Source organism: Marinicella meishanensis, assembly GCF_019931145.1.
Classification (GTDB): Bacteria; Pseudomonadota; Gammaproteobacteria; order Xanthomonadales; family Marinicellaceae; genus Marinicella; species Marinicella meishanensis.
The window spans coordinates 305,111-329,027 of the sequence record NZ_JAIOUV010000005.1; the positions used below are offsets into that span (position 1 = coordinate 305,111).

The window sequence follows — 23,917 nt, forward strand, 5'->3', positions numbered from 1 at the left end:
GATCAACCCTCCCGTTCAATTTTGTCGAGGTTTTCGCGCAGAATCGCGCCAAACTCATATTTGGATGGACACACAAAAGTGCACAACGCCAAGTCTTCCTCATCCAATTCCAACACACCCAACTCCTGAGCCGCATCGGTGTCTTTCATGATGATGGCTTTGAGCAGCAAGGTCGGCAGGATGTCCAAAGGCATGACCCGCTCATAAACGCCGATGGGCACCATGGAACGGGGGGAACCGCCCGAAGAGGTGGTCAGCTTTTGTAATTTCTGGGTGATGCCACCAATGAAGGCATTGGTGACACTGAATTTGTTGCTGCCTGGCATCAGCCAACCAATCAACTCTTTGCGGTGGCCTTCTTCCAAGATCGCCACTTGCAAGGCATATTTGCCCAGATATTCGGTGCCTTCAACCACAAAGGAACCATTGAGCACGTTGCCATTGATCACCCTTTTGTCAGGACTCAAAGCCTGGTCTTCCAGCAACTCCTGCAGACACGCACCGACATCGGTCTTTACCAACTTGGGCTTGGCTGCGGCCGGGCCGGTGACGCCAATGATGCGGGTCAAATCCAATTGGCCAGTTTGCAGCAATCGACCAATGGCCATCACATCTTGATAATGCAAGTGCCACACGGTTTTGCTGGCATTCACCGGATCCAGGTAATGGATGTGGGTGCCCACCAATCCAGCCGGATGCACTCCACCAAACTCAACGGTCTCAACGCCCTGGCCAGTGGCCACCTGCAAACCAGTGTCAGCAGCCGTGCACAGGTAAGTGGTGCCCTCGGTCAAACGACTGACGGCTTGTAAACCCACCTCAAAAGCCTGGCGATCAGATTCAATCACATGCACCGGATCGATGGCCAATGGATTGGTGTCAACGGCGGTCACAAACACGCTGTTGGGCGTGCTGTCGATGGCGGGTATTTTGCTGTAAGGACGGGTTCTGAATGACGTCCACAGTCCGGATTCAACCAACAGATCCACCAGCTCTTCACGGGCACAATTGTTCAGGTCAGGCGTTGCAAAAGTCTCAGCGGCATCGCCTTGGCGTGCGATCACCACCGACAACAGCATTCGCTTGTCTCCGCGATTCACCGCCACCACTTCACCGGCGATGGGCGCGGTGAAATAAACCCCTGGGTTTTTCTTGTCTTCGAACAATTTTTGCCCACGCTTGACGGCATCACCCTCCTGCACCAGCATGGTGGGTTTCATGCCCAAGTAATCAGGTCCCAGCACCGCCACTTGTTGCGTTCTGTGCTCAACCACATCGCCAGTCGCGGCCCCAGTGATTGGAATGTTCAATCCTTTCTTTATCTTATACATCATGCTTTATTTATGCGGCGCCAGTGGTCCGCAGCCCATTCAGTTAGTCCATTGCTCACAGGTTTGTCGTGTGGCAACAGCGGATCAAATTTCGATGCATTTTTGTGCCACAAACACCCGTGGTCTCAACCAAACAGACCCCCCACAGGATATGATACAGATGAAAGTGAATTATGGCTCTGAAAAATGCGCGCGTATTTTACCATGAAAAACAATCAAAGATAACACACAGAGTGCTTCAGATGGCATTTTTTTGGTCTGTTTCCAGCCCCTGTTGACCGGACGCTGTCTGGCACCATCCTGGCAGCCAGATTACTGACCAATTGGGACCAATAACAGAACCAAAATCAGGGACCCAATTGGAACCAGCAATGCCGGTATCATGTGTTGCTGTGCTGGCGCGGTGTGGTCAGGCTTCATGGGCAGCGTTGACATGGTCCAACAGACCCAAGCTGGCATCTTCCAACAAATCCAACACCAACTCAAAACCATCGCCACCGCCATAATAAGGATCAGGCACTTCGGTCTGTGCGGACTGCTTGGCAAAATCCATCATGCCATGCACTTTGCTGTGATTGGCCGTCGGAAACATGGCCACCAATGAGTCCCGGTTGTCCTGATCCATCACCACCAACCAATCAAACCGATCATAATCCTCTGGCACCACTTGACGTGCCCGCAAATGGGCCATTTCGATACCGCGGTTGCGCGCGGCCCGCATCGATCGCCGATCAGGCGGTGAACCAACGTGGTAGGAGTGGGTTCCGGCCGAGTCAATCTCAAACTCATGATCTAAGCCCCGTTGTTTGACCAACTGTGTGAACACCGCCTCGGCTGAGGGTGAGCGGCAAATATTGCCCATACAAACAAACAAAACTTTTTTCATGTTCTCCATTTTCCGATCACTCATAATTGTTTATGATGTTAACCACCACAGCAGTCACCGTGTTCAATTATGCCAAAAACCAAAGTATTTAAACACCTCAATTCCACCCGCCCCACCCAACAACAAGCCAATGACTTTGTCCACACCAATCAAATCGACCTGAAAAAAAATGCCAAACTCATCGGCCGCCACCAGGAGGCATTGAAAGCCGAAGGCCAACAGGCTGTGCTGTTTATTTTTCAAGCATTGGACGCCGCCGGCAAGGACAGCACCATTCGCAATGTCTTTAAGCAATGCGACCCGGCAGATTTCAAGGTGGCTTCATTCAAGTCCCCCAGCAAGTTGGAAGCCGCCCATGATTTCATGTGGCGCTGTTATTCGCAGTTTCCGGCCAAAGGTCAAATGACGGTGTTCAATCGCAGCTATTATGAAGAAACCCTGATCGTCAAAGTCCATCCGGAATACCTCAAGGCCCAGGGCATCACCCAAAAACCCAACAAGGCGTTTTGGCAACAACGCTATGATTACATCAACCAAGTGGAAGCCCATTTGGTGGCCTCCGGGACCCGGGTGGTGAAATTTTTCCTGGATGTGGACCAAACCACCCAGCACCAACGCTTCATTCGACGTTATGCCACCCCGGAAAAACAATGGAAATTCAATGTCGGTGATTTGCGGGAAAGCCGCCAATGGGATGCCTACCAAAAGGCCTTCAAGACCATGCTGCAACAGACTTCCACCAAGGCCGCCCCCTGGTATGTGATCCCGGCCAACGACAAACCGGTGATGCGGGCTTTGGTGTCAGAAATCGTCAAACAACAACTCAAGGGCATGGGCTGCCAATACCCCACTTTGCCGGCCTATGATGCCGATGATTTGGCTTTGATTGACGAACTGGTCAAAAACCACCAACCGGATTGATTCAGGGGTATTGTTTGCGCAAGAGCAGGCGTTTGACGCCGCACAATGGGCAGGCCCGGGTCACTTACGGCTGCCGTAGTGAATCACCCCTGCGTGGTTGCGTGGTGGCATTTGCAAATGATAACCTTGCTCCGCCAAATTGGTTTTGACGGTGTGGATGTCTTCAGTGGCCAGCTTGTCGCGTTCGTCCAAGTTCAACTGCATGACCTGTTGACAGCCACCGAGTAATTGTTGCAGGGCCGCTGGCACAGCTTCCCAGTCATGCGTATCGGCCAGATACAGGTAAACACCGGCTTTTTTATCAGAACGCCACACAGTACAATTCATCAACTGACCTCATTCATCCGCTGGGGTTTGCTTGGGAGAATTTTCTGGGTCCTTGGGTTTGGCTTGATTACCGATCACGGTTTTCAGCGGACACACTTTTAAGATGGGGCATTTTTCACAGCCTGCCACCAAGGCATATGGACATAAGGTCATCAACAACTCCCATGAAAGACACAGAGCTGCTGATTTTACCTGATTTGCCCAGGTTTATCGAACCCCGGTGATGCGACAAGACTGCAGTTCTGGGTGGGTGTCTAAGATGGTGAACTCACCATTACCCATATCGGCCTTCAATTGGCGCACGCCACTGGTCAAGAAATACGTGACTTCGATGTTGCCTTCGGTTTTCAAATATGAATTCCAACGATCGCCTGGTTGGCGACACACCACTTCACAACCAGACTTGGCATCACAAACGATGGTTTCATGATGAATCAAATCATTCACCGGCGGTTGCGGGCTTGGTTCCTGCTCATGAGCCAGCGCCATGCTGCTCATCATCAAACCACTCAATACAATTAACTTTTTCATCTCACAGCTACCATAATAGATCAAACATGCTTCCATTCTATAGGCAAGGCATGAACCAACCATTAACGCCGATCATGGAGAATTGTGAAACAGTTCTCAGTGGTGTCAGGGTGTTTGTTTGAGGTTGGCCGCCACCCCGATGATGACCTGGGCACTTTGCTCCACAGCTGGGCGATCGGTTTGCCAATTGCACACACTGATGCGCATGGCCAGCCGGTCACGCCAGATGGTTTGACCGACCCAACAAGTCCCCTCTTTTTGCACCGCATCCAAGATGGCCAGATTGATGGCTTCGTCACCAAAACTCACCACCACTTGATTCAGCACCACATCATTGAGGACTTCGTGGCCGGCTTGCACCAACAACTCAGCAAAGTAACGGGCACAATCACAACAGCGTTCGACCAATTCAGCCACGCCTGACCGCCCCAAATACCGCAGCACCGCATAGACATCAACTCCCCTGGCTTTGCGGGACAATTCGGGGGTGTAATCGGATGGGTTGCGCCCTGCATTTTCGGTCGGCAAGTAAGACGCGGTGATGGCCATGGCTGCTTTCAGGGCGTGTTCATTTTTCACAAATGCCAGACCAGAATCATACGGCACATTGAGCCATTTGTGGGCATCGGTGGCCCATGAGTCAGCCAGCTCCAATCCAGATCCCAAGTGACGGTACTTGGCAGAGGCCATGGCCCACAAGCCAAACGCACCGTCCACATGCACCCAGGCATTTTTACCCGCCGCCAGCTGACAAATTTTACCCACCGGATCAAAAGCGCCGGAATTGATGTTCCCTGCTTGGGTGATGATGATGGTGTTGCCCTCAATGGCGGGCATTTGATCCACCCGCATGCGGCCCTGATCATCGGTGGGCACTTTGGTGACCCGATTGCGGCCCAAGCCCAGCATGGCCAGTGACTTATAGACCGTGGGATGTGATTCGGCTGAAATGATGATGTGTAAATCAGGCGCCCCAATCAAACCATCGGCTTCCACATCCCAACCAGCCCGCGCAAACACTTGATTGCGGGCAGCGGCCAAAGCCGTGAAATTCGCCACCGTGGCACCGGTCACAAAGGCGGTGGCACTGCTCGCGGGCAAGCCCAACAACTCCAGCATCCAGCGGGCCGAGACTTTTTCCAGCATGGCCACCCCAGGGGTGGTTTTTTCCAATCCCGTGTTTTGATCCCAGGCGGTGCCCAACCAACTGGAGGCCACACTGACGGGATAGGCGCCACCAATGACAAAGCCAAAGAACCGCGGCGATCCCATTTTCATGGTGGCCGGCGACACCCATTGATGCAACTCATGCAACACCTCACTGGCCGCCATGCCCTGCTCGGCCAAAGGCACATCCAAGTGTGCCAGGTTTTCGCGGTCTTGGTCACTGACCTGAATCGCTGCGTGGTTGGCCATGTGGATAAATTCGGTGGCATAGGTGAATGCCTGTTGATACAGTTCTTTCATGATCACGTGTAAATTTTGAGGTTTTGGTAGCGCCGCAAATCGGCAAACAACTTCATTTCCCAAGGCCGCATGCCGATCAACAGTGTGGTGCCGTGCCGTTGTTCCATTTTCAGGTGCTGGTCTTGTTCTGATAACAAGGTGAATTGTTGCTTGAGTCGGTTGATGTGTTTCTGCATGGCCTCATTGGACGCCTTGCTGAGCATGCCATTGGCCAACAAGCGGATTTCACCTGGCCCGACAAATTGGCTTTGCCAAAAATCATTTTGGATGTGTTGCTCGAAAAACCGTTGGATGGGGCCATTTTCAATCCAATGAAAATTGGGCGAAACCTTCAGTTTGATGACGTTGTTGGGCTTCAGTTCAAGCAAATCTGTTTGTTCCAGTTGCAACAACATGCTGATCAATTCAGGCTTTTCGATTTGATAGGTCTGGTGAATTTCGTCGAACGACCAATGGTTACAGACACAAACCGTGACCAGCAGGTATTTCACATCAGAAACCATCAACTGTTCTTGCGCCTCGGTCAATTGCACCAGGTCATTGGTCTGATTGCTGATCACCTGCAACAAGTCCACTAACTCCATGTCCATCAACTCACACACCTTGATCAACCGATCCAAACTGATGTGCCCCTGTGAAAATGACCGTTTGACGCTGGATTCTGACAATTCCAGGTGCTTGGCCACTTGCGCATAATTGATTTTGTGTTGTTTCAGCAAGCCTTTGACCGCCTGCAAGATGGTTTGGATTTGCGACATGAAAGTCTCGCTATGTTGAACTTCGGTGTCGATTATAGCGCCAATGCCACCACAAGCTGGCAATTTTTGGCACCCAATCTATATTGAAGGCCACGTTTAACCGAGGATTTAAAATGCGTCAGATGAGCTTGTTAATCGTCACCCTGATCTTGTCGTCTTGTTCGATATTTGGACCCGAGCGGGTGCGGCATGAAAAAACCACCAGTCTGGTGAACTTCTTGTATCCCGACGGCAACATACCCAAAGACATCAGGTCCCCCACTTTGCGCCTGCCATTGCGGGTTGGTCTGGCCTATGTACCCACCCAAGGCGGCGGCCGGGCCATCGATCCACGCCTGAAATTGGAACTGCTGAATGCCATCAAACAAGAGTTTTCCAGTCGCCATTACATCCAAGACATCCAAATCATCCCGCAAATGTATTTGAGTCATCGTGGCAGTGGCGATCAACTGCAGCAAATCAAGCAACTGTATCAATTGGATGTGATGGCCCTGGTCTCCTATGATCAAATCGTCAATCGCCAAGACAATTTGTTGTCGGTGACTTATTTGACCATCGTGGGCAGCTACCTGTTTCCAGGTACACAGTTTGATGTCAGTACCTTGATTGACATGGCCTTGATTGACCTGGACACCAAACGCTTGTTATTCCGGGCGGCTGGCACCCAAGGGTCCAGCGGTGGTGGCGCCGAGGCCTATGCCGCCAACCAATACAGCAAACACCAAAACCGAGACTTTGCCGCCGCCATGACCATGCTCAGTGGCAACTTGAATCAAGCATTGTATCTGTTTGAAGAACGGTTACGGGCCAAAGACCCCAACGACGACATCAAAGTGGAGGCCAGACCCGGCTACTCCATGGCCATAGACCGCTGGATGTTGCTGTTGTTATTGGGCTTGTGTTGGGCCCGTTGCCGGACCAGTGGGTGATGTCGGCAACCAGGGAATACAGTCACTGGCCATGGTTTGGCCTGGTGGCTGCCACTTTGACCTTGGTCGCAGTTCGCTTTGGCCTGCCATCCCCAGACACGGCCTACTTGAACGGCAATGAATCACCCATCCACACCCTGTTGACCACCCATTTGAGTCACCACAGCTGGCAGCATTTGAGCAGCAATGTGGTGGCCATGGGGTTGTTGTTGTATTTGTTCCCGGTGCGCATCAGCCATTGGCTGCTGGGGTTTTGGCTCACGGTAGTGGCCACGGCTGCTGTTGTTAAATGGCATGGCATTGAAGCCTATTTGGGTTTTTCCGCCATGTTATACGTCATCCCTGGCTGTTATGTGTTGAACCTGATGCTACGCCAGCAATGGTGGGTTTGTGGGGTGATGCTGTTGATTTTGCTGACCCACCTGCAAGTCAGTTCACCCCTTCGCGCCACCGCGCCTGAAGTGTGGATGCCAATGGGCATCGCGCATTGGATTGGTTTCATGGCAGGATTGATGAGCAGCCTGATCTGTGTTCAAATAAAGACCATGCGAAACCAGAAACAGTCACCAAAGCCATGTCACGAAAACTCGTCTTGATTTTGGCCCTGGGCATGATCACCAACGGTGCCAAGTCGCTGACCGCCGAAGATTGCGGCAACGATCCACTGGCCCGCCAATTGGCCCAGCTGATCCAAGCCCACCCACAACAACAGCGTCAAACCATACAGTGCAGCGCCAAATTGAGTGCCATTGCCGCCATCAAAGCCGGGCACATCCACGCCAATGAGGACATCTGGCACCATGCCGGTCGCATGGCACCGAATCAATTATTGCGACATCATGGCTTTCAATTGCCACCCACATACCCCATGTTTGGCAATCAAGTGGAGGCCTTGGCCGGCGGCGAAGAAACGGTGCAACAGGTGTTAACTGATTTTTTGAACAGCAAGCCTCACCGCATGTTGTTGCTGGGTGAAGATGCCTTCTTTCGCGAACAAGACCAAATCGGTGTGGCTTATCTGAACGACCCAGCCACCAACCACCAACATTATTGGGTGGTGATCATTGCCACAGAGAAGAAAAATTCCGTGAAACAAGATCCGGTGATTGAGGTCGAACCACCGGTCATCAGCAAGAAAAAACGCAAACGCGGCGAAATCAGAGAACGGCATTACCGCAATCGGGTGAAACGGCAATGGAATTGATCCAGGCCATTACTGCGGCTTGACTCATAACAGATTCGGATAATTCAAATCAGCCAAAGCCTTGTACAGCACGATGGCCGCGGTGTTGGACAGGTTCAAACTGCGACTGTCGGGGCGCATCGGCACCCGGATGTTATGGATGGCGGGGTTGTTGAGCACGTCATCGGGCAAGCCCCTGGTTTCTGGGCCAAACAGCAAGCAATCGCCTGCAGCAAAAGTCACCGTTTGCATGTAATCAGTGGCTTTGGTGGTCAATGCATACACCCTTGGAAACTCAGCTTGTTCCATGAATTGGGCGAAATCTGCATATTGTTTCACCTCGGCCCACTCGTGATAATCCAAACCGGCCCGTCTGAGGGCTTTGACTTCCATATCGAAACCCAGTGGATGGATCAAATGCAATTGCGCCCCGGTGTTGGCGCACAATCTGATGATGTTGCCGGTGTTGGGCGGAATTTCAGGTTGGTACAATGCGATGTGCAGCATAGGCTTATCAGCAAAAAGTACTTATTTTAGCTGAATCACCTGCGCCATGACAGCTGACATGGGATGAGATTTCCAGATAGAATAGGCATCCAAATCCAAGCATAATTTCTCAGTCATGAATTCAATCAGACCTTATTTGTTGTTGATGAGGATGGACCGCCCAATCGGCACCCTGTTGCTGTTGTGGCCCACTTGGTGGGCCTTGTGGTCAGCCAGCGATGGTCACCCCGATTTCAACACATTCTTGATCTTCACCCTGGGTGTTTTCCTCATGCGGTCGGCCGGTTGTGTGGTCAACGACATTGCCGACCGCAAATATGATGGACAGGTCAAACGCACCCAACACCGCCCATTGGCCCAACAACAGCTGTCGGTCAATAGTGCCTGGGTCCTGTTTGTGGCATTGATGCTGGGGGCGGCGATGTTGCTGTTGTTTTTACAACAACTGACCGTGCTGCTGGCCATGGTGGCGGCCTTCTTCGCCATCACCTATCCGTTGATGAAACGGCTCACCTATTTACCGCAAGTTTATCTCGGCATCGCGTTTTCCTTTTCGATCCCCATGGCCTATGCCGAAGTCACCGGCACCATCCCCCAATTGGCCTGGTTGCTGTTTGTGGCCAACATTTTATGGACCACCGCCTATGACACCATTTATGCCATGGTTGACCGCCGCGATGATTTGAAAATCGGGGTCAAGTCCACCGCCATCCTGTTTGGCGATCTGGACCGGGTGATCATTGGCATCATCCAGTTGATGATGGTTTTGGCCTTGTTTTTGTTTGGCAAACAAGCCGAATTCTCTTTGCCCTATTTTCTGGCCGTGATCACGGTGCTTTGGATGTTTGTCTACCAGCAGTTTTTGATCCTCAGTCGCCAAGAAGACCGCTGTTTCAAAGCATTCCTCCACAACAACTGGGTGGGACTGGTGATTTTCAGCGGAATTTTGCTGCATTTTCTCTTGAAATCCTGAAAGCCATTCATACATTGTCTTTGAGCTTGATCGCCGATGACGGGATCGAGCCATGACCCGACCTGGCCCTTGAGAATGGCAGGTCAATAAAAATTGAATATTGCTTAAACAGGAGAATATGATGAATTTTGATTTAACCCCTTTATTCCGCACGTCCATTGGTTTTGATCGCATGGCCCAATTGTTGGACCAGGCCAATCGCATTGACCAGGCCCCCAGCTACCCGCCTTACAACATCGAAAGCATTGACGAAAATAATTACCGCATCACCTTGGCTTTGGCCGGTTTCAGTGATCAAGATTTGGCAATCACTTCCGAACAAAACACCTTGACCGTCAAAGGCAAAAAAGACGGTGACGTCGAAGGCAAATTCATTCATCGCGGCATTGCCACCCGTTCTTTTGAACGTCGATTTCAATTGGCAGACCATGTGAATGTTAAATCAGCCAATATGGTCAATGGCTTGTTGAACATTGATCTGGAGCGTGAGATTCCAGAAGCCATGAAGCCCCGCACCATTGCCATTGGCACCGAGCAAAAAACCCTGGAACAAAAACCAGAAATTGTTAAGAGCAACAAAGACGTTGCCTGATCTTCGACTGATCAACAGATGAATAGAAAAAAGGCCTGCATTGCAGGCCTTTTTAATTTTGTTTTTAATGGATTATTCTATGTAACATTTAGATGGTAAAAGCAACTGCCTCGCTTTCAGGAAATTAATAATGAGCTGTTTATTTTCTTCAAAGTCTTCGATAGCACAAAATAATTCAATGCTGCCACCACCGATTTGACAGCCATCCACATAACCAACATTTTGATCCTTCAAGCAATCATCAATTATATCAACCAACTCATCTTTGAGTGCATAGTCTTCTGATTTGGGAGTTAATTTACCTTGAGTGGGAAAAGAAAGAACCATAATCAATTCATTCTGAGTGCTGAATTTCTCTTGACCTTCTGTCAATTCTTGCAAAAAAGATTGGTGAAGGCCTGATAAATATTGACTATTTATCCATTCAACAATTTCATTCTGGTTTTCCTGTTTGGCAAAATCAGCCAGCATATACAGGCATGCTGAAATCAAATGATTTGCCAATTGGTCACGTTTTTCAGCAAATAATTCATGGTTCTGGTCAATATATATACTCTCAAAAGACAAACTACAATTGATAGATCCCCAGGCATGTTCTTGGTGTTCGGAGTCCAATTCAACATAGGGATGATTTCCAAACCCAGTCGCACCATCAAACCACACCCAAACATCAACATCTACCCAATCCACATCTCCCAACCACTCAGACATCAAAGGTAATTGCAGGAAGGTTTGCAACTGCTGACTGAAATCTTTTGCAATCACTTGGTGATCAAAATTCAGCATATTTGAATTGTTGATAGTAAAATTAATTTTCATTTTTGTGATTGCATCAAATGGCAGAATGCCGACTCAATGTCGGTAACCAATAACAACTTTCACCAATCAACCGCTTCTCGATGCACCGGCATGGTCATGCAACGACAGCCGCCACCACCACGGGACAATTCGGATCCATCCATGGCCACTGCGGCTTTGCCAGCCGGCATGGCTTGGGCACCACTGATGATGTCATTGGCATCAATAATGGCAAAGCCGGCTTGATCCAAGGCTTCCATGGTGGCTTTGTTGTGTTTGTAGCCAATGATGTGACCAGGTGCAAAGGTGAAAAAGTTGGCCCCACTGGTCCACTGTTCTCGCTCTTGTGAAAATGGGTTGTCTCCACCACAATTGACAAAATTCAGTTCCAGACCAAAATTCCTCAAGGCTTTGGGCAACCCGGAATATTCATTGATGTAATTGATTTTGCCGTTGGTACAGCTGATGTGGAATGCTTTGCATTTACCGGCACCGGTGATCAATGGCGGGAAGTTCATCACGGTGTCAACGTCCAACATGGTGAAGATCATGTCCAAATGAATGGTGGCGCGTATTTTGGGCAACTCCACCACGACGATGTCCAGGTTTTCACGTCCCAAAGACAATTTCCCGGCCAACCGGTCAATGGCTCGGGCCGAGGTGCGTTCCGAATAGCCAATGACCAACAAATCATCGCGAATCACCAACAAATCCCCCCCCTCGATGGTCAACTCTTCGCTCTGACGTTGGGTGCCATCGAGGTGAAACCCCTGGCCTTTGAGCATGGGATGGTTGTTAAAAATTGATTTCAACAACAAGGCTTCGGTCAGGCGCACCCGGTGGGCCATGGAGCCAATGATGGGTTTGTCGTACACACACATCACCGCATCGCGGGTGAAGAACGCATTGGGCAATGGAGGGATCGCGTGGCGCGAGGGACTGAGGTAACGCTCCAAGGTGTTTTTCTTCAACAAGGTGCCTTGAAACAATTGGGCCGACAGATCTTTGGCGTCAAAGGCCATCAAATCATCAACCAACTCATTGTGCCCATGCAAGGAACAGACATCCTGAAGCAAATCCAATTTGACTTTAGAATCTTCCAGAACATCCGCCAGTAATCCACTGAATTCAAATACATTTTTAGTGACTTTTTTGAGCACACCAGACAACTGCGCGTGTTCTTTTAAGGCCAGATCCAAAGTCAGGATGTCATCATACAACACCTCATGGGCCGTTTCTGGGGTCATGTTTTCCATTTCCGGACCAGGCTGGTGAATGATCACCGTATTCAGGGGGCCGATTTCAGAGTAATTGGAGATTTTGGCGTCGGACATGGGGGTCACTCATCGAAAGAGATGTGGATTGTACTTGAGCGAGCCACCGATTGGCAACTGAGGATATAACCGGCATCGGTCTCCCACTTTTCCAAGGAGTAATTGTTGATCATTTCAACCTCGCCTTCAACCAGTTTACAACGACAGGTGGCGCAGACGCCGGCTTTGCAAGAGAATGGCAAATCCACCCCAGCCGATTCGGCCGATTCCAACAAAGTGGCCTGGGTGCCGGCGACCAAATTGAACTCGTGATTGGCCCCGTCGATGGTGACCGTAACCCCGGCATCTTCTTGAATGGTTTTTTCAGCCAAGGTGATTTCTTGTCCGTCACTGAGGAAGCGTTCATTGTGAATCAGCTCGGGAGCGATGTTCAAATTGGCTAAAGTGTCACAAACCACATCGATCATCGGACCCGGTCCACACACATAGTAGCCATCTGCTTGCCAGCTATGTAAGAAACTGCGGTACACTTCGTTGACTTTTTGCGCATCAAAACGGCCATGATACAAGGGCATATCGACTTTTTGTCGGGTTAAAAAGAAGTGCACACTGAAACGGGCGCCATAACGGTCTTTCAAAGCGGCAATGTCTGCATGCAACAGCACGTCACTGGTCTTGCTGTTGCCAAAGAACAACACAAACTGGGCCGTGTTGGTTTGCTCCAAGGCGGCATGGATCATGCCCATCACCGGGGTGATACCAGAACCGGCGGCGAACGCCACGTAGCGCCCGCCTTCTTTGGGTTCCAACACAAAATGACCCGATGGGGGCAGCACCTCAACGGTGTTGCCTGGCTGCATCAGTTGGGCTGCTTGGGAGAAGCGACCATCGTCTACGGCTTTGATCAACACGTCCATTTCACCGGTACGGGAAGGCGCTGAACACACCGAATAACTGCGGCGCAATTCTTCGCCATTGATGGTGGCTTTGAAGGTGAGGTGTTGACCTGGCAAGCAAGCAAATTCTGCCAATAATGACTCTGGAATGGACAAGGTCCAGATCACCGCATGGGGTTGGGGCTGGACTTGTTTGATGACGAGTGAATGGAATTTATGCATGGCATTTAAAATAATCAAAGGGTTCTAAACAAGCCTCACAGCGGTACAAGGCTTTACAAGCCGTGGAGCCAAATTGGCTGATACATGTGGTTTCGGTGGATCCGCATTGCGGACAAGCCACTGTCCGTTGGTCAGCCTGCAATGGCGGTGCGATGCCAAAAGCCCGCATGGATTCTCGCCCCTGCTCGGTGATCATGTCGGTGTTCCACACCGGTTCATGACACAATTGAATGGACACCTGTTCTATGCCATGGGCCTGCAGCACCTGTTTGATGTCGGCTTGAATGGCATACATGGCCGGGCAGCCTGAATAGGTGGGAATGATGTCCACAGACACGGACCCATCAGCCACCCGAATGCCCTGTAAGATGCCCAAATCACGGATGCTGATGACCGGAATTTCAGGATCTTTGACGGCTTCGAGCCATTGGAATATTTGGGCTTTTGATGGGCTGGCCATCACCATTCACAACCGGGGTATGCTCGAGGCAGGAATTGCATTTCCGCCAACATAAAACCCAGGTGTTCGGTGTGTTCACCTTGCAAACCACCGGTGGCCACCCAACCTGCTTGCGGCAAGGTCAAGCCACACAGTGCCATGAATGGCTCCACCCGTTGTTGCCACTGTTGTTGGATTGTGGCGTAATCAGGAGCCACCCCAGCGGCGGTCAGGCGTTGCATGGCCGCATCCGTTTCAAACAATTCCGGGGTGTAAAACCACAGATCATCCAGGGCCTGTTGGATGCGGGCTTTGGCCTCATCGGTGCTCAACGACAGGCGCTCACACCAGGCTTCACTGCGGGCCAGGTGGTATTTCACTTCCATCCCGGCTTTTTTCGCCACCGCGGCCAGTTCTTCATGGGTCGAGGTGGCCATGGCTTGGTACAAATACAGATTGAACACATCGATGAAGTATTGCTTCAAGGTGGTGTAAGCAAAATCGCCCCGAGGTAACTCGGTGATCAATGGATTGCGGTATTCATGGGCATCGCGCAAAAAGGCCAAATCGTCGGCCGTGACAGCCGGTTCTTGCATGGCCCCTGCCATTTGATAAAACATGTGCGCATGACCAATCAAATCCAAAGACACATTGGTCAATGCCACGTCCTCTTCCAAATAAGGTCCATGGCCACACCATTCGGCCAAGCGCTGCCCCATGGTCAAGGCCGAATCAGCCAAGCGCAGCGTGTATTGTGATAAATCTTTTTGCATATCTGGTCCGGTCACATGTTTTCCACTTCTTTATCCAATGGATAGAAGGTTGGGTGGCGATAAACTTTGTCTTCTGCGGGATCAAACCACTCGTGTTCTTGGGCTGGGTTTGAGGCCGTGATTTTTTCCGCCTCAACCACCCAGATGCTGACCCCTTCTTGCCGTCGGGTGTAAACATCGCGGGCATTGAGCAGCGCCATTTCAGGATCACTGGCGTGTAATGAGCCCACATGGCGGTGGTTCAGACCCGACTTGGCGCGGATGAACACTTCGTACAATTTCATTTCTGACATCAGGCAGCCTCGCTGTTGCTTTTTGCTTGGTTTTGTTGAAACACTTGGGCCGCTTCGCGCACCCAAGCACCGGCTTCGTGGGCATTGATTCTGGCTTGCATGCGTTCTTTGTTACACGGGCCATTGCCTTTGATCACCTGCATGAATTCATGCCAATCAATTTCGCCGTGGTCATAATGTCCCGTGGTTTCATTCCATTGCAAATCAGGGTCAGGCACGGTCAAGCCCAGATGTTCGGCTTGCGGCACCGTGGCGTCGATGAATTTTTGCCGCAGGTCATCATTGGTGAAGCGCTTGATTTTCCACTGCATTGATTGGGCTGAATGGGTAGAATCTTTGTCACTCGGCCCAAACATCATCAACGCCGGCCACCAAAAGCGATTCAACGCGCGTTGGGCCATGTCTTTTTGTGCTTGGCTACCGCGGGCCAGCACGGTCATGATTTCATAGCCCTGTCGCTGGTGAAAGCTCTCTTCTTTACAAATGCGAATCATGGACCGGGCATAAGGTCCATAAGAAGCCCGACACAACGGCACTTGGTTCATGATGGCTGCCCCATCCACCAACCAGCCAATGGCCCCAATGTCCGCCCACGAAGGGGTCGGGTAATTGAAAATGCTGGAATACTTGGCTTTGCCGGTCAACAACTCATCGGTCAACTGGTCGCGAGTGACCCCCAAGGTTTCGGTGGCCGAATAGATGTACAAACCATGGCCCGCTTCGTCTTGCACTTTGGCCAACAAGATCATCTTGCGTTTCAAAGTGGGGGCTCGGGTGATCCAGTTGCCTTCAGGCAATTGACCAACGATTTCAGAATGGGCGTGCTGTGACATTTGCCGGATCAAAGTTTTGCGGTAAGCTTCCGGCATCCAGTCACGCGGTTCAATTTTTTCCTCGCGATCAATCTTGGCCTGAAACTCAGCCATCAACTCTTCGGGTTCTGCTTGCCCTTTGGCATCGGTTAAACCTTGTGAATACATGTCATTCTCTTCATCTTGTGTAGTAAAAATAGCGCTGATGTTACCTGTTTCATGGTGATTTTTTCATCAAAATCAATGATCCACAGATTTCAACAACATGGCCATGCCTTGCCCCACCCCAATGCACATGGTGCACAAGGCATAGGTGCCGCCGGTGCGTTGCAGTTGGCGACTGGCCGTCAACGCCAGCCGGGCACCAGACATGCCCAATGGATGACCCAGGGCAATGGCGCCACCGTTGGGGTTGACCCGAGGATCGTCATCGGCGATTTTCAACAGGCGCAACACCGCCAATGCTTGTGAAGCGAAGGCTTCGTTCAACTCAATCACCGACAGGTCGGCAACACCCAAACCATACCGCTGCAGCAATTGTTGGGTGGCAGGCACCGGACCGATGCCCATCACGTCTGGATCGACGCCGGCCACGTTGGCTCCGATGAATTCGGCGATCGGTGTCAGGCCATAGGCTGCAACGGCCTCGGCGGAAGCCACCAGCAGCGCACAAGCCCCATCATTGACCCCGGATGCATTGCCAGCCGTCACGGTGCCATTGGCCCGGAACGGCGTGCCCAATTGCGCCAGTTTTTCCAATCGGGTGTCGGCCCTGGGGTGTTCGTCTTTGGCCACCACCACCGGTTCACCTTTGCGCTGCGGAATGCTCACCGGCACGATTTCGGCGTTGAACACATCGGCCTGTTGGGCAGCGGCGGTTTTCTGTTGGCTTTGGAAGGCAAACAAGTCCTGATCTTCGCGGCTGACTTTGAATTTCTCAGCCACGTTTTCTCCGGTTTCAGGCATCGAATCGGTGCCATACATCTGTTGCAGGCGCGGGTTGATGAAACGCCAACCGATGGTGGTGTCAAAGATTTCAGCCTTTCTGGAAAAAGCCGCATCGGCTTTGGGCATCACCAAGGGCGCTCTGGACATCGACTCAACCCCGCCAGCAATCATCACCCGGGCATCACCAAAGGCGATGGTGCGGGCGGCCATGGCCACCGCATCCAAGCCGGAAGCACACAGGCGATTGACCGTCATGCCAGCCACATTGGTGGGCAAACCAGCCAACAAAGCAGCCATTTTCGCCACATTGCGGTTGTCTTCTCCGGCCTGGTTGGCGCAACCGGCGATCACGTCATCGATGTCGTCTTTGGGCAAGCTGGGATTGCGTTCCAATAAAGTACTGATGACATGGGCCAGCAGGTCATCTGGCCGGACGGCAGACAAACCACCACCGTAGCGTCCAATTGGCGTTCTGATGCCGTCACAAATAAACACCCGATTCATGCTAAATTCCTGATGTATGGTGACAGGCGATAACGGTCATCGCCAAACCATTGATGCAAGTGTTCCAGGGCCTGGGCAATCTGTGACCAACCCAACTCCTCGGCAAAAGCCAACAAGCCTTTGGGGTAATTAACCCCATAACGCATGGCCAGGTCCACATCCCGGGCAGAACACACCCCATTGAACACCGCATCAGCGGCTTCATTGACCAGCATGGCGATGGTGCGCAGGGCCACCATGGCCGGTTGATCAGGACAAACCATCACTTGTTTGCCCATGTGGTTGAATAGGGCCACGATGCGATTGCGCATGAACTGATTGACACCGGGACTGAAACACACGTTGACCGATTGGCTGTTCAGGTAATCAAATGACAGGTCGACCAAACAGACGGGGCCATTGAGTGCCACTTCCAAGTCTTTGGCCAAGCGACCATCGGTCGGTTTGATGCGACAACCACTGACCACCACTTCATCGCCTTTCCACTTGCGTTGGTCATGCTCAAATTCACAAAACATGCGACTGAAATGGGTCATCTCTTCAGGCACCGTCAGCAAATCAAATTCGGCATCACTGTGGATGTATTCAGGTTTGGGTTTGGCTGCACCTTCGGCATGCGAATAAAAACCCTGACCGGTCTTGCGACCCAAGGTGTTGGCATGAACCATCTCTTGCTGGATCAGAGAAGGTCTGAATCTGGGGTCGTTGTGCATGGCTTGATAGACGGTTTGACTGACGGCATAATTGATGTCGATGCCAATCAGATCCATCAGCTCAAATGGCCCCATGCGAAAGCCAGCCGCTTCGCTCATGATGGCGTCGATTTGTCGGTGCCCAAGCAACTGCTCCTGACACATTTTCAAAGGTTCACCATAATAAGCACGGGCCACCCGGTTGACGATGAAACCCGGAGAAGACTGGGTTTTGACCGGGATTTTTTTCCAGGATTTACAGATTGCTGTGGCTTGTTCAATGTGGGCCTGGTCGGTCAACAAACCAGAGACCAATTCAACCAACTTCATGACCGGTGCGGGATTGAAAAAATGCAAGCCAAACAAACGACTGGGGTCCTGCATGCCCGCTGCTATGGCGGTGATCGAGATGGAGGATGTGTTGGTGGCCAATAAAGCCAAGCTGGAAGTGATGATTTCCAATTGTTTGAACAAAGCCTGTTTGATGGCCAAATCTTCGGTGATCGCTTCCACCACCAAATCACATGCACTGAAATGGGCCAAATCATCAACCAGCTCAATCCGTGCCAGCCATTCGGTGATTTGTTCCTGACTGATCTTGCCTTTGAACGCCCGCTTTTTCAGGCGCTCTTGTAACTGGGCCATGGCCTGTTCGGCAAAGCCTTCCTGGGCGTCATACAGCACCACCTGCTGACCATGGCTGGCCGCCACTTCGGCGATGCCAATGCCCATGGTACCAGCCCCTATCACGCCCACTTGTTTGATCGCTTCACCCATCATCGACCTTTGAATTCCGGGGTTCTCTTTTCATTGAATGCGGCCACCCCTTCGGCAAAATCATCACTCAGACCACAAACCCGCTGCACATCCCGTTCGCGATCCAAATGCTCACCAAAGCGGTTGGAATAGGATTCATCAAAAATGTTCTTGATGAAGGACAAAGCCCGGGTTGGGCGGTTGGCCAGCTGTTGCACCAAGGCTTGGACCTGGTCCTCAAATTGATCGTCCTCAATGGCCTGGTAGATCATGCCAATGCGTTCGGCTTCTGCGGCGGCAACGGGTGTGCCCAACATGGTGATGGCCTTGGCCCGGGCCAAACCAATCAATTTGGCCAGAATCCAAGTCCCATTACAATCAGGTATCAAGCCAATGGAAGAAAATGCCTGGATGAACTTGGCCGATTGCTTGGCCACCACGATGTCACAATTCAAGGCCATGTTGGCCCCAGCTCCGGCGGCCACCCCATTGACCGCACAAACCACCGGTGCCTGAATGGATTTCAACAAGCGCAGGTTTTTGTTGAAGCCATTTTCCAATTTTTCACCCAAGTCGGTTTTCTCGCCGGGTTGGGTGATGCGCTCACCCAAGTCGGCACCGGCACTGAAGCCCCGGCCAGCCCCGGTCAACAACACACAACGCACTTGACTGTCATTGACCAAATCATTCAGCACCAAGAACAATTCCTGATGCATTTGGTCATTGAATGCGTTGAGTTTGTCGGGGCGATTGAGGGTGATGGTGACGACTTGATCGACTTTGTGGTAGGTGATGGTGGTTAAATCTTTAGACAGGTCTGTCATGGGGGCCCCAGTGGTCAATTTTATCAACGCAATATTATACGTTAGTTTTGTCACTTCATTCATTCGGATCCGCGCTTTTTTTGCCAGTCGCCGGATTCAATCAGGTCACTTTTCACCTCCAATAAGCCGCGTAAAAGTTTGACTACATGGACAAAATTTGACACAGTCAGTGACGGCTCTTGCGGCCAAGACCCAGACAAGTACCAAACCACGCCAATCAAACCATGACGGTGTCTTTGATTTACATTGCAGGTCCTTTCTTTTAAACTGATGATTGTGTGTAAAGTCTGTGTATTCCTGTTTTGGACTTGGCTGGGTCTGTCTCTGTTGACGCCTGCCGCCGTGGCCCAACCGATAACCGCAGCTGTCGACCCATCGATCCCAGCTGTGGTGCGCTATTGCATTGACCCCAACTGGTTTCCCTATGAAAGTGCCATCCAAGGCAAACACCAAGGCATTTCGGCAGATTTCGTGCAGCTGTTGCAAGCACGCACTGACCTGCAGCTGCAATGGGTGAAAAGCAAAAACTGGTTACACACCATTGAGTTGCTGCGCAACGGCTCATGTGACATGACACCCATGCTGAACCACACCGAGGAACGGGATGAGTTTTTGGATTTTACCGATGTGTGGTACCGCTCGCCGAATGTCCTGATTTCTTTGCGTGATGAACCCTTTTTGCAAAGCCTGGACCATTTGGATGGTCGCAAAGTGGCACTGACTGCCGGTTATCGCATCACCAGTTATGTGCAACAACATTACCCAGCAATCGACTACCTGGAAGTAACGGATGAATTGGCCGGCATCCAAGCGGTGATCGATGAGCAAGTGGACGTGTTCATTGGTAGCATGCTGTCGGTCAATAACCACATCCAAGCCAATGGTTTGAATGAAGTCAAGATCGCTGGCTGGGTCGGTCCCGAAGACTTGTTGCGGGTTGGCGTGAGGCCCTCGCACCAGGCTTTGATTCCGGTGATCAACCAGTTCATTGCCCAGATCAGTGAAGCCGATCGCATTGCCATGCACAAAAACTGGAATGACATCACCCTGATCGACAACAGCAACCAAGAACTCCTGAGGCAAGTGATCTTGGGTTTCAGTCTGATCTTGTTGGTTGGCATCATGTACCATTTGTTGATCCGCAAGATGAACAAAAAGTTGCTGGCTCAAAATGCAGAATTGCAGTCCTTGAAAGCAGCCTTGACCGAAACCAACCAAGAACTGGTGTTTTTGACCAACCATGATTTGTTGACCCAAATCCACAATCGCCACTATTTCAACCAATTGTTGGAACGCCTGTCCAGCAAAAAAATCAATTCCAACTCATTTTGCATGGTGTTCTTTGATTTGGACCATTTCAAATCCATCAATGACCGTTTTGGTCATCAAGTTGGAGACCGCGTCTTGAAACAGCTCACCGCCACCATTCGCCCATTGTTGGGTGACAAGCATGTGTTCATCCGTTGGGGCGGCGAAGAATTCGTGATCCTGTGTCAGGACACCAACGAACTGAGTGCCAGGCGTTTGTGCCTGGAAATCAAGCAGGCCTTGGATGACCTGTCCATCGATCCGGTGGGTCACATCACGTGCAGTTTTGGCATTGCCAGTAAACAAGCCGATGAATCCATCATGCAATGCATCGAACGGGCTGATCGGGCCATGTATCAGGCCAAAGCCAATGGCCGCAACCAAATCATCACCGCGCAGAAAATGGGTTCTTGATTAAACAGTTGCTGTGGATTTCAGTCATTTTTGGATTATACGAAGACAGTCGGAAGTATGCTATGATGTTTTTATTTGAGCTTTGCCATGCGCCAGATCGTCCGCTGCTTGCTTTGTTTATGGATCGCCACCCCTTCTGCCCAGACATGGCCTGAGGCCACGCCGGCAGAGGTGAACATGGATGTCACCCACATCAATGCCGCCATCAACATGATCGAATCAGGTAACTATGGGGCCATTCGGTCACTGGTAATCATCAAAGATGGGTATTTGGTGACCGAGCGGTATTTTGGCAACCAAGGAGAAAAAAGGCCGGTTTATTCAGTCACCAAGAGTGTTGGCTCGGTATTGCTGGGCATCGCCCAATACCAAGGAGCTGACATCGATGTGAATGCTCCCATGATGAATTACCTGCCACAATACAGTGACATCCCCAATATCAACCAGGCCAATGCCATCTCCCTGCATGATTTATTGACCCAACGCCATGGCTATGGCTGGGATGAATGGAGCGTGCCCTACGGCACCCCCAACAACCCCCTCTCGCAAATGTTGCAGCAAAGTGACTGGTACCGCCATGCCCTGCAGTGGCCCATTGTGCGCGCTCCTGATCTCAAATTTGCTTACAGCACCGGTCATTCTTCATTGATGAGTCCTATTTTGCAACAGGCCACTGGCGAAGACGTTTATGACTTTGCCACCAATGAATTGTTCATTCCATTGGGCATCGAAGACACCCATTGGGAATTGATCGACGGCGGCGGCGCCCAAGGACAAGGCATCACCGAGTTTCCATTTGGCATCGAACCCTTGGGCTTTGGTCTGTGGCTGCGGCCCCTGGACATGGCCAGAATTGGCGAATTGTATCGGCTGGGCGGCCAGTGGCAAGGACAAAGAATCTTAAGCCAGGAATGGATTGAGCAGTCGGTGCAGAGGTACAGCGACGGCAACAGCGATGGTGACGTGTTCATTGATGAGTACAGCGGTTACGGCTACCAATGGTGGACGCTGCGTTTTGTCGATGACGCGGCACAGAGCACCGATGCCTATTACGCCAATGGCTATGGCCGACAATTCATCATGGTGCTGCCGGCATTGAACAGTGTCATCGTCTCCACCGCAGATGATTACGGTTACTCAGGACCGGGCATTGGCACCGTCATGCGCGAGCAATTGTTGCTGGCTTATGATCGGGAAGACACCCCGGTGCCCCTCACCCATGACTACAATGGTTCGTGGCATTGGCCGGAAAATTCGGGCCAGGGCATTGATTTCCAGATATTGAATGACAACAGCACCATCATTGGCTTTTGGTACACCTACGACGCCACCGGTGGCGGCCAGCGTTGGTTCACTTTTCAAGGAACGGTGCAAGACACCTTGGCAGAATTCACCATCTATACCACAAGCGGGGGCCAATTTGTTGAGGGCACCGCACCCGAGTTGGGGGTTTGGGGGTCTGGTAGCTTGGTCATTCATGGTTGTACAACCGGTCTGTTTCAATTCAATTCAGATTCAGAAGGGGTCGCGGGCGAGATCCCCTTGTCGCGCATCACCGCCGCTTTTGGCAATTGCTTGCCATCCAACAGCCAAGCCAAACAACAATCACAGCGTAAGGCCCAACCCTTGGGTTACATTCATTGAACCAAAAAAAACGGGCCTGAGCCCGTTTTTTTTGTTGTTGTCGTTGGCCTGGCTGGACTTGAATCAGCCGCCCAACAAGCCATTCAAATAACCCATTTTCCAGGCACCGGCCACGGCACCACCCAATACCAAGATGGTGATGACCCATTTCAACATACCCCCGCCGCCACCGGAGTCAGCTGGCACTGCATGTTGCGCAGTGGGGGAGGATTTGGCTGGTTTGTCTTTACTGGCACCTTCCAGCGCCGGATCGGTCATGCCCGGGGTTTGTACCAGGAAACGGATGTTATCGAGTTTCAACTCATCGCCCACGCTCAAGTCGGCTTTTTCCACTTTTTTGCCATTGACGAAAGTGCCATTGGAAGAACCCAAATCAGTCACCACCAAGCCCGTGGCCTCGGCATCAATTTGCGCGTGTTTGCGAGAAATGCCATCGGCATTGACACAAATGTGGCATTCTGAATGGCGGCCGATGATGGTTGAACCTCGCAAGGGATAAGTCTTACCAAAGTAAGCACCGGACACCCCACGCAGGATGAATTTGGGTAAGGCCATTCTGACCCGGGTGCGGTTGTCGTCTTCTTCCTCTTCAACGGCACCTGATGGCATCGCTTTCATGTGCACCTGGGCCGCAATCAACAAGTCACCTTCCCGAACTTCTTTGGACGATTTGACCAACTTACCATTGACCGAAATCAAACGGGCTTCATTGTCGACGCTGACCGAACAATCACTGCCATCGACGGTGATGGTGGCATGGATGGAACCCAAGCCTTTGTCTTCAATTCTGATGTCAGCCTGTTCAGAGCTGCCAAGGGTGTACTGACCGGATTGCAAATCCACATCTGCATGATCACCATGAGGAAAATGTAATTTCATAAGTATGACCCGTTAAATTTCGTTCGATTATAGCAA

General features: G+C 51.2%; 27 protein-coding genes. 8 read left to right on the plus strand and 19 right to left on the minus strand.

The window, feature by feature from the left end:
• Nucleotides 1-2: 2 nt before the first annotated feature.
• On the minus strand, nt 3-1,334 hold the full coding sequence (locus K7G70_RS10725; protein ID WP_488801381.1) for a Na(+)-translocating NADH-quinone reductase subunit A: 1,332 nt from the start codon (nt 1,332-1,334) through the stop codon (nt 3-5).
• A 406-nt stretch (nt 1,335-1,740) separates the two neighbouring features.
• Complete coding sequence (locus K7G70_RS10730; protein ID WP_223788636.1) at nt 1,741-2,217, minus strand: low molecular weight protein-tyrosine-phosphatase; 477 nt, start codon at nt 2,215-2,217, stop codon at nt 1,741-1,743.
• Between the two features lie 69 nt (nt 2,218-2,286).
• On the opposite strand from K7G70_RS10730, the gene K7G70_RS10735 reads away from it, so the two are divergent.
• Nucleotides 2,287-3,138, plus strand: a complete 852-nt coding sequence (locus K7G70_RS10735) for a PPK2 family polyphosphate kinase (protein ID WP_223788637.1) — start codon at nt 2,287-2,289, stop codon at nt 3,136-3,138.
• Between the two features lie 60 nt (nt 3,139-3,198).
• Here the strand turns inward: K7G70_RS10735 and K7G70_RS10740 are convergent, their stop codons facing one another.
• The 5 genes from K7G70_RS10740 to K7G70_RS10760 form a co-directional block, all read right to left on the minus strand.
• Complete coding sequence (locus tag K7G70_RS10740; protein ID WP_223788638.1) at nt 3,199-3,465, minus strand: YcgL domain-containing protein; 267 nt, start codon at nt 3,463-3,465, stop codon at nt 3,199-3,201.
• Between the two features lie 9 nt (nt 3,466-3,474).
• The gene (locus tag K7G70_RS10745) at nt 3,475-3,618 is read right to left on the minus strand and encodes a hypothetical protein (protein WP_223788639.1); all 144 of its coding nucleotides are present in this window, start codon (nt 3,616-3,618) and stop codon (nt 3,475-3,477) included.
• Nucleotides 3,619-3,672: 54 nt separating this feature from the next.
• Nucleotides 3,673-3,996, minus strand: coding sequence for a hypothetical protein (locus K7G70_RS10750; RefSeq protein WP_223788640.1), 324 nt, complete (start codon nt 3,994-3,996; stop codon nt 3,673-3,675).
• Between the two features lie 105 nt (nt 3,997-4,101).
• Entirely contained in the window at nt 4,102-5,463 is a 1,362-nt protein-coding gene (locus K7G70_RS10755) for a pyridoxal phosphate-dependent decarboxylase family protein (RefSeq protein ID WP_223788641.1), read from the minus strand.
• 2 nt (nt 5,464-5,465) lie between these two features.
• Nucleotides 5,466-6,221, minus strand: coding sequence for a helix-turn-helix domain-containing protein (locus K7G70_RS10760; protein WP_223788642.1), 756 nt, complete (start codon nt 6,219-6,221; stop codon nt 5,466-5,468).
• 122 nt (nt 6,222-6,343) lie between these two features.
• Between K7G70_RS10760 and rhlP the strand changes: the two genes are divergently transcribed.
• The 3 genes from rhlP to K7G70_RS10775 are packed head-to-tail and all read left to right on the plus strand — an operon-like array spanning nt 6,344 to nt 8,354.
• Nucleotides 6,344-7,150, plus strand: a complete 807-nt coding sequence (gene rhlP, locus K7G70_RS10765) for a rhombotarget lipoprotein (RefSeq protein WP_223788643.1) — start codon at nt 6,344-6,346, stop codon at nt 7,148-7,150.
• Nucleotides 7,150-7,746, plus strand: coding sequence for a hypothetical protein (locus K7G70_RS10770; protein WP_223788644.1), 597 nt, complete (start codon nt 7,150-7,152; stop codon nt 7,744-7,746). The genes rhlP and K7G70_RS10770 overlap by 1 nt, the downstream gene beginning before the upstream one ends.
• The gene (locus K7G70_RS10775) at nt 7,725-8,354 is read left to right on the plus strand and encodes a CAP domain-containing protein (protein ID WP_223788645.1); all 630 of its coding nucleotides are present in this window, start codon (nt 7,725-7,727) and stop codon (nt 8,352-8,354) included. Before K7G70_RS10770 ends, K7G70_RS10775 begins: the two co-directional genes overlap by 22 nt.
• A 24-nt stretch (nt 8,355-8,378) precedes the next feature.
• Here K7G70_RS10775 and K7G70_RS10780 read toward each other — a convergent pair whose 3' ends face one another.
• Nucleotides 8,379-8,840 (minus strand): tRNA (cytidine(34)-2'-O)-methyltransferase, encoded by a 462-nt coding sequence (locus K7G70_RS10780; protein ID WP_223788646.1) that lies wholly within the window; start codon nt 8,838-8,840, stop codon nt 8,379-8,381.
• Nucleotides 8,841-8,955: 115 nt separating this feature from the next.
• On the opposite strand from K7G70_RS10780, the gene ubiA reads away from it, so the two are divergent.
• The gene (ubiA, locus tag K7G70_RS10785) at nt 8,956-9,813 is read left to right on the plus strand and encodes a 4-hydroxybenzoate octaprenyltransferase (protein ID WP_223788647.1); all 858 of its coding nucleotides are present in this window, start codon (nt 8,956-8,958) and stop codon (nt 9,811-9,813) included.
• Between the two features lie 121 nt (nt 9,814-9,934).
• Nucleotides 9,935-10,405 (plus strand): Hsp20 family protein, encoded by a 471-nt coding sequence (locus tag K7G70_RS10790; RefSeq protein WP_431310021.1) that lies wholly within the window; start codon nt 9,935-9,937, stop codon nt 10,403-10,405.
• 72 nt (nt 10,406-10,477) lie between these two features.
• Here the strand turns inward: K7G70_RS10790 and K7G70_RS10795 are convergent, their stop codons facing one another.
• From K7G70_RS10795 to K7G70_RS10840, 10 genes are all read right to left on the minus strand, one after another.
• A complete protein-coding gene (locus K7G70_RS10795; protein WP_223788649.1) occupies nt 10,478-11,224 on the minus strand; it encodes a hypothetical protein in 747 nt (248 codons plus the stop codon).
• A 59-nt stretch (nt 11,225-11,283) separates the two neighbouring features.
• Nucleotides 11,284-12,537, minus strand: a complete 1,254-nt coding sequence (locus K7G70_RS10800) for an arginine deiminase (protein WP_223788650.1) — start codon at nt 12,535-12,537, stop codon at nt 11,284-11,286.
• A 5-nt stretch (nt 12,538-12,542) separates the two neighbouring features.
• On the minus strand, nt 12,543-13,595 hold the full coding sequence (locus K7G70_RS10805; protein WP_223788651.1) for a 2Fe-2S iron-sulfur cluster-binding protein: 1,053 nt from the start codon (nt 13,593-13,595) through the stop codon (nt 12,543-12,545).
• Complete coding sequence (gene paaD / locus K7G70_RS10810) at nt 13,588-14,055, minus strand: 1,2-phenylacetyl-CoA epoxidase subunit PaaD (protein WP_223788652.1); 468 nt, start codon at nt 14,053-14,055, stop codon at nt 13,588-13,590. The genes K7G70_RS10805 and paaD overlap by 8 nt, the downstream gene beginning before the upstream one ends.
• Nucleotides 14,055-14,807, minus strand: a complete 753-nt coding sequence (gene paaC / locus K7G70_RS10815) for a 1,2-phenylacetyl-CoA epoxidase subunit PaaC (RefSeq protein WP_223788653.1) — start codon at nt 14,805-14,807, stop codon at nt 14,055-14,057. Before paaC ends, paaD begins: the two co-directional genes overlap by 1 nt.
• A gap of 11 nt (nt 14,808-14,818) precedes the next feature.
• Nucleotides 14,819-15,091: a 1,2-phenylacetyl-CoA epoxidase subunit PaaB gene (paaB, locus tag K7G70_RS10820; RefSeq protein ID WP_488801382.1), complete on the minus strand. Its 273-nt coding sequence runs from the start codon at nt 15,089-15,091 to the stop codon at nt 14,819-14,821.
• Between the two features lie 8 nt (nt 15,092-15,099).
• Nucleotides 15,100-16,080: a 1,2-phenylacetyl-CoA epoxidase subunit PaaA gene (paaA, locus tag K7G70_RS10825; RefSeq protein ID WP_223788655.1), complete on the minus strand. Its 981-nt coding sequence runs from the start codon at nt 16,078-16,080 to the stop codon at nt 15,100-15,102.
• Between the two features lie 72 nt (nt 16,081-16,152).
• Nucleotides 16,153-17,364 (minus strand): 3-oxoadipyl-CoA thiolase, encoded by a 1,212-nt coding sequence (gene pcaF, locus K7G70_RS10830; protein ID WP_223788656.1) that lies wholly within the window; start codon nt 17,362-17,364, stop codon nt 16,153-16,155.
• Nucleotides 17,361-18,836, minus strand: coding sequence for a 3-hydroxyacyl-CoA dehydrogenase (locus tag K7G70_RS10835; RefSeq protein ID WP_223788657.1), 1,476 nt, complete (start codon nt 18,834-18,836; stop codon nt 17,361-17,363). The genes pcaF and K7G70_RS10835 overlap by 4 nt, the downstream gene beginning before the upstream one ends.
• A complete protein-coding gene (locus K7G70_RS10840; RefSeq protein ID WP_223788658.1) occupies nt 18,833-19,636 on the minus strand; it encodes an enoyl-CoA hydratase-related protein in 804 nt (267 codons plus the stop codon). Before K7G70_RS10840 ends, K7G70_RS10835 begins: the two co-directional genes overlap by 4 nt.
• A gap of 276 nt (nt 19,637-19,912) precedes the next feature.
• On the opposite strand from K7G70_RS10840, the gene K7G70_RS10845 reads away from it, so the two are divergent.
• Nucleotides 19,913-21,358 (plus strand): diguanylate cyclase domain-containing protein, encoded by a 1,446-nt coding sequence (locus K7G70_RS10845; RefSeq protein WP_223788659.1) that lies wholly within the window; start codon nt 19,913-19,915, stop codon nt 21,356-21,358.
• Nucleotides 21,359-21,445: 87 nt separating this feature from the next.
• On the plus strand, nt 21,446-23,002 hold the full coding sequence (locus tag K7G70_RS10850) for a serine hydrolase domain-containing protein (RefSeq protein WP_223788660.1): 1,557 nt from the start codon (nt 21,446-21,448) through the stop codon (nt 23,000-23,002).
• A 63-nt stretch (nt 23,003-23,065) separates the two neighbouring features.
• On the opposite strand, the gene K7G70_RS10855 is transcribed toward K7G70_RS10850, so the two are convergent.
• A complete protein-coding gene (locus tag K7G70_RS10855) occupies nt 23,066-23,881 on the minus strand; it encodes an FHA domain-containing protein (RefSeq protein WP_223788661.1) in 816 nt (271 codons plus the stop codon).
• Between the last annotated feature and the right edge of the window lie 36 nt (nt 23,882-23,917).